The sequence below is a fragment of the Anaeromassilibacillus sp. D41t1_190614_C2 genome, from assembly GCF_015558525.1.
Taxonomy (GTDB): domain Bacteria; phylum Bacillota; class Clostridia; order Oscillospirales; family Acutalibacteraceae; genus Anaeromassilibacillus; species Anaeromassilibacillus stercoravium.
Window position 1 is genome coordinate 1 of sequence record NZ_JADMOD010000031.1, and the last position, 6,125, is coordinate 6,125.

Genomic DNA, 6,125 nt, shown 5'->3' on the forward strand with positions numbered 1-6,125 from the left:
CTCGCGAATGCGAATGCAGACCAGGCCGACGTGGATGCAAAGGCCGAGGCCCTGACGAGAGCGATGGCAGCCCTGCGCAAGATCCCGAGCAGAGATGAGCTGAACAAGCTGATCGCCGAGATGGAGCAGAAGGATCTGGACGGCTACACCGACCGCAGCGTGGCAGCCTTTAAGGCGGCATTGAGCATTGCGAAGACGGTTGCCGCGGATGCGAATGCAGACGAGCAGGCGGTCGCAAAGGCATATACCAACCTGGAAGCTGCCGCGAATAACCTGGTCAAGGCGGAGAAGCCGGGCATGGGCAACAGCGGCAAGGGCAGCACGTCTGCCAATGTTGGCAACGCATACGGCGCAGCGGGCGTTGTATCCGCAGCCCAGGGCGTGGCCAGCCAGAAGGCGTATGTGGTTTCCGACACGACGGTCAACTTCACGCTGAAGCATGGCCAGGCATACTGCTTCAAGATGACGGTTGTCAACGGCAACAACATGGTGCCGAGCTTCACGGTTGGCAACGGCGATGTGCTGAAGACGCAGTTTGTAGCAAGAATCGGCAATGACTACTATTACAGAGTCTATGCCACCGGCACGCCGGGCCAGAGCACGGGCGTTTATACGACCCTGCCGGGCCAGAACGCGGTCAAGCATTGTGCGGTGACCATTGGCTAAGTGCTTTCGTAGACAAATGTTGTGCGTCTGATTGGCAGATCGGAAACAACAAAATAAAAGGGAAGGCTTCTTCCCGAGAACAGCAAGGCCCCAACCCCGGGAGTTCCCAGGGTTGGGGCCCTTTCTATAATTCTCTGCTTTTTTCACATCTAAATGTAGAACAATGAGTTCGCCTGCCTTTAGGAAGTTTTTCGCTTGCTCCTGTCCGGGGTTTTCCGACGCAGGGGCTTTTTATATTTTTCAATTTCTTTAAAATTGTTAATTTATTTCTTAAAAATTGTCATATAGTGAAAAAATTATATTATAATCATCCATATAATAGAACGTCTGCCAATGAAAATACTTCATAAAGAGGGAGGGGTGCTTTGGTTCCAAATGAAATTTAGCGGATAGGAAGATGCATATGTGTAGAAAGAGAGGAGAGAAATGGAAAAAAGGAATCGTATATTGGCGCTGCTCTTATCAGCAACCATGCTTTTGGGAATGGCCCCTGTCAGCACAGCGTGGGGTGCGGCCGAAGAGCCGGAGATTGTAGCGGGCGGCTATGAGATTGACATGGACGACTTGCCAAAGGTGTATTTTTCGGAGCATCCGGAATGGCAGGCTCTCTATGAAGAAGCATGGCACACCCATAAAAACAACATCAAGAAAGCTTCCACCAGCATCAACCCCAACGACGTCTATTTTGTGGACGAAGCGTTCAATGAGGAGATCTATGCCTGGGATACCATGTTTATGATGATGTTTGATAAATATGGATATAACCAGTTCCCCACATTGAACTCCCTGGATAATTTTTACTATAGCCAGTACGAAAGTGAAATGTATGAAGTGGCGGAAGTCGTAGGCGCGTTCTGGGCCGGCTCCATCAACAACAGCTACTACGACAACACACGCAAACATCACAACAATGGCGTGGGGCAAAAGCCGGAAAACGATACAACAGGCCTGTCGGATACGGAGATGAAAGAACAGGCCTTTGTGGACCAGCTCAACGAAAACCGGCAGGGCAATACAGCCTATGTCGAGTGGAAACCGGATGAAGGCCAGGAGAACAACGGCTATCCCGTTTTCGCTGCGGAGCCGTATTCTGAACCAGAGGCCCTATCCTTTGCAGGCGACGGCAGCGAAGAAAACCCCTACCGCATCACTAGCGTGGCAGACTTGGAAGAGCTCGCGCGCCGTGTCAACAGCGGGGAAGAAGACACGGAAGGGAAGTTCTATCTTCTGACGAACGACCTGGTTTTGACCGGGGAAAACAACCACACGCCGGTTGGCAGCGAAGAGAATAAGTTCCGCGGGACCTTCGACGGCGGCTTCCATACCGTCACCGGTATGCGCATCGATACCGATGAGATGACACAGGGCCTGTTCGGATTTGTCGAGGGCGGCACGGTGAAAAATGTCGGCGTTGTGGATGCGGAAATCTACTGCGAGCAGAACAGCGGCGTTATTGCAGGACAGGCAAAAGTCAATGCGTCGATCCTGAACTGCTTTGTGCGGGATTCCAAGCTCAAGTGCGTCGATTTCCTCACGAATGGCATGGCCAATAAGAATAACAATGTCGCCGGCGGCGTGGTCGGTATGCTGGAAAGCGGCAGCGTGGTCGGCAACTGCTACAGCGTCAACTGTTCGGTAGAGGGACGCAATTATGTGGGCGGTCTCGTGGGCCTTGTGCGCGAAGGTTCCCCGGTGGTCGATAACTGCTACAGCAGCTCCGATGTGCTTTTTAACGGCGACGGGTATATTTTCCGCAAGCGCTATGAAAACAACGGCACGACCTACTACGACTATGCGGATGTCACCGGTTTGAACCCGCCGCTATGGGCTTGGGCAGAGTGGGAGCAGTATAAGGTCCATGGGGATAAGTCCCGTTTTACCACCGTTATCCAAGGGCCTGGGCAGCAGCCGAAGACCATTTTTGAGCGTCTGGTTGCCCATTATGAATTTATTGACCGGGAAAAGAAGATGGCCAGCGGCCTCTATGGAAAGACCAGCGGCGACGCCAACGGGTTTGACGACACCCCCAACCAGGATTGGCCGTGGGTGACGGCTACCGCCGGCAAGGGCGAGCAGACCTATAACGACCTGAGCATTCAAGAGGCGCAGTTTGCATATTACCTCGCCTTGATTGCCGAGGAAATCGGCGAGACCGAGCAGGCAGAGCATTTCCGGCAGGAGTTTGAGCGCCTTTCCGGGTTGATCAATGAAAAGCTCTGGTCGGACGAGCTGGGGTTCTATTTCAACCTTGCCCCCGACGGCGTGACGCAGACCAATGTTGCAACACCGACGGGCCTGTGGGCGCTTGCCGCACATGTTGCAACACCGGAGCGCGCCGAGAGCTTGGTGGAAGATTATGCGTTGAATTCGGAAAGGATGTTCCGTCCGAACGGCCTGTCGACCGCCAGCTACGACGACCCGGCCTTCCGCCCGAAGGGAAAATACTGGAATGGCAGCGTCTGGGCACCCGCCTCTTATCAGTATATCAAGGGCTTGAGCGAGTATGGCTACAGTGATGTGGCCTTTGAGGAATCGATCCGCCATGTGAATAACCTGTGCCGGGTATACGAAAAAGGCTATAACGGCCAGCATACGTTCTGGGAATGCTATTCCCCGGATTACACACGGCCCGCCACCACGAAACAGGATGACGGCAACAGCCGCCCGAACTTTGTCGGATGGACCGGCTGCCTGGCGATCGGAATTGTGATTGAGGATATCCTAGGCGTAACGCTTGACGGCCCTCACGATACCATCAATTGGGACATCCACCTCACCGAGGCCAACGGGATTGAAAACCTTTGGATGCGCGACAACGATCTGAATGTGAACCGCGTATCGCTGCATGCTGCGGAGCGCACGAACGCTTCTTCGGCTGTTGAAATTACCGTGGAAGCGGAACGCCCCCTGACGCTCAATGTCCGCAACGGCGGCGAGTTCCATGCATTGGAAGTACCGGCTGGGCAGAGCAGCTTTGTCATCCCCGGCACGGGCGATGCGGACGAAGAGCCGTATATGATGATGGCGGATGCGGAGCAGCTGACCGGCGTGGAAGAGGCGCTCACGAAAGAGGCGCTGGATCAAAACGCGCTGGATTACGTCGTATTCTCCGCGGAAGAAGACGCCAGCATCACCGACGGCATTCAAAACCGCGTCAGCAAAAATGGCCTTCTTTACAACATCAATTCGATCGGCTATCGCTCCAACCTGACGGTTCAGGACGACGCCTTTATGCAGTCCCTCGGCTTTGACGGCGCGCAGGCGCTTGTGAAAGAGAGCAATGCCGATGGGGAAGAGGGCTTCATGATGATGGCCCCGGCGGACAACGGCTTGCGGACGATGAAGGTTTTGGTTGGCGTGAAGAACGCCACAGCGACATTGACCGCATGGATTTCCGACGCATCACAGCCGTCTGTCAGCCAGCAGATCGCCGCGGGAGATGCGGAAAAGACCTATCTGTTGGAAATCCCCTATCGCGCAGCGGGCGACGGCAGAAACCTCTATGTGGAATACCGCATCAATACGAACAGCTCCGACGCGCAGATCTCCCTCAAGGGGATTGTGTTGGAGGAAGGCGGGCGCATGATCCCGAAGCCTCCGGCCTCCATTCAGGTGGAAGGCGGCGACGGTTCGTTGACGGTGGATGTTCCCGATGAAGCGTATGAGCAGTATGTGATTTATCTCGGGACCAGCGAAGGCGATTGGTCTCAGAGCTATGTTGTGGACGCGCTTCCCTACACCGTGGACGGCCTCGAAAACTACCAGCGGTATTATGTCGCGGTCAGCACCATCCAAAATGGCGAGGAGAGCAACAAGAGCCAGGTGTCCAGCGTCGTGCCGGAGCCGGCGGGCACCACGGACGAGGACCGCGCAAGGGCGGATGTTCAGGCCGCATTGCCGGAGCTCCTCAATGGCAATCCGGATTTCGAGCATATCAGCGGCGCCCTGAATTTCCAAGTGACGGGCCCGATCTACGGCAGCGCGCTGACCGTTACATCCAGTACAGCGGACGGGCGTCTGGGAATCATGGCGGATGGGTCGGTCAATCGTCCGGTGTATCCGATGGAGGACCGGGAGGCCACCCTGACCATACAGGCCGTGTACAACGATGCCCAGGTACAGGTGGATCAGCCCGCGACCGTCCTTGCGTCAAATCCGGAGACAGACGCCTATGTGAGCGGTTCTTCCTACCCGATCCGTGCAACATTGAATCTGACAGAAGAGGGAACCAAGGATTGGGTTCAGTTCTGCAGCAAGGAAGACACCGAATATGCAAGGAAAAATATCGCCGAGCCGTTTATCACCAACTTTGTCCATCTGGACGACGGCTATACGGAAGTCACAGGGGACGCGCCCTTTATATACGTCTATGAGGAATCGGACGTAGCAGAGGGCTTGAAGCCGCAGAATGTCGGCGCAATTGTCTCCAAGTTTATTGGCAATGGATTTACATTTGATCTGCCGTATAGCGAAAACATGCAGAAGGTAAAGGTCTATGCAGGATGCTATAAGGCAAAGGGCATTGTGGAACTGCTGATTAACGGCCAAGTGATGTTCCGCGACAATGTTACGGTGAACCAGAATACCTTGGATATCAACAGCTTCCGTGCATTTGACATCAATTTCAAAGCGGCAAGCCCGGATGACAAGATTACTATCCGCTTTACGACCGAGGAATCCTATACGACGAGCGGCAACGGCGGAAGCATTATTTTGGCCGCGGCCACGCTCCAGGATATCGATGAATCCATCTGGCAGAACGTACAAGCAGAAGGCGAGACGCAGATCGAAGCAGAGGACTATACGCAGAAGAGTACAGCGGCAAACGTAGAGGACTGCGGAGAAGGCGGCCAAAATGTCGGCTCCCTCAATGCTGGGGAATGGCTGCTCTATCAGATCCAGGTGGAACAGTCCGCTCCTTACCAGTTGAGCTTCCGTATGGCGGCGATGAACGAAGTGGACCCGCAGATGGAGATTCTGGTGGATGATGAACCGGTCGCGCTGTTCAGCCAGCCTGTACAGACCGGCGCATGGCAAACTTGGGACACCTTCGTGATGGAAGAACCGGTTTTCCTGGAAGAGGGAGCGCATACATTGGAGTTCCGCTACCAGAATTCCGGGACAAATTTGAATTGGTTTACCCTCAATCCGCTTGCGGTGGAAGATCGCCTTCTGACGGTACAGTGGGGTGGCAACGCATCGATGAGCGTCGAGGGCAATGCAGAAGAGATCATTTCTTCCGATGCGATCTACGGCGCAAAGGTACAGCCGGGCGAAGAGCTGGTCTTCACCTTCACCCCGACCAAGGGCGCGTTCTCCGGAGCGCAGCTCAACGGCGAGGACATCGAGTTTGCAGCGGACGGCTGCACGTATACCTTCACGATGCCGAACGAGGGCACGACCCTGCGCTTCACGTTCACAAGCGTGGATAAGAGCATCCTGGGAGCTGTCCTGGAGCA

General features: G+C 54.8%; 2 protein-coding genes. Both read left to right on the plus strand.

Features of this window, described 5'->3' with window-relative positions; translation table 11 throughout:
- A partial coding sequence (locus I2G69_RS13925; protein ID WP_195560984.1) for an FIVAR domain-containing protein occupies positions 1–666 on the plus strand: 666 nt, incomplete at its 5' end.
- 426 nt (positions 667–1,092) lie between these two features.
- Positions 1,093–6,125: MGH1-like glycoside hydrolase domain-containing protein (locus tag I2G69_RS13930; protein ID WP_195560985.1), on the plus strand; the 5,033-nt coding region annotated here is incomplete at its 3' end.